This is a genomic window from Lentilactobacillus dabitei (assembly GCF_019061365.1).
Taxonomy (GTDB): domain Bacteria; phylum Bacillota; class Bacilli; order Lactobacillales; family Lactobacillaceae; genus Lentilactobacillus; species Lentilactobacillus dabitei.
The window spans coordinates 1-754 of record NZ_JAHPPD010000179.1 but is presented as its reverse complement, the minus strand read 5'-3'; the positions used below and the strand labels follow the sequence as shown (position 1 = coordinate 754).

General features: G+C 43.9%; 1 protein-coding gene. It reads left to right on the top strand.

Annotated elements, in window-relative coordinates:
* Nucleotides 1-754 (top strand): IS30 family transposase (locus KTE19_RS13690; protein WP_217342519.1); only part of this gene is annotated, 754 nt, incomplete at both ends.

Below are 754 nucleotides of genomic sequence, written 5' to 3'. Positions count from 1 at the left end.
TTTTGAGTAATCCTCAGGTGTTTGAAGTGGTGAGAGAACACTTCTGCGAAGACCTTTGGTCTCCGGAGGAAATATCGAATCGCTTGGCAGTCGAAAAGTATCCGGTGCAGATCAGTACCACGACTATTTACCGTGGGATTTTCAATGGCTTATTTGATAATTTGTTTAAATCTGGCAGCTCTAGTGCCGTGCGCCATCTAAGGCATCACGGCAAGTCTCGCCACAATAAAGCTTATCAAGAAAAGCGAGGCAAGATTCCAATCCCCAACAAGATTCATGATCGTCCGCGAGAAGCTGACAACCGTGTAGAAATTGGTCACTGGGAAGGTGATACCGTGTTAGGCAAAAGCGGAAAGGCTTGTGTCGTTACATTGGTTGATCGAAAATCTCGTTACCTGCTTATTGGTAAAGCTGCTAAAAGAACTTCAGAAGCAGTCACGGATACTTTGAGCGACTTAATGAAGCTATGGCCTGGTAGATCGTTAACGATTACCCCGGATAGGGGTAAAGAGTTTGCCAAAGTTCAATGTTTAACTGATAAGTTTGGTACGCCCTTCTACTTTCCCGATCCTCACTCTCCTTGGCAACGAGGAACTAACGAAAATACTAACGGCTTGCTTCGCGAATATTTGCCAAAAGGAACTGACCTTGATTCAATTACTGACCGCCGGATACAAGCATATGCAGAACAAATGAATAATCGTCCCCGTAAATGTCTCGGATGGAAAACGCCTTATGAAATATTCTTTAATGT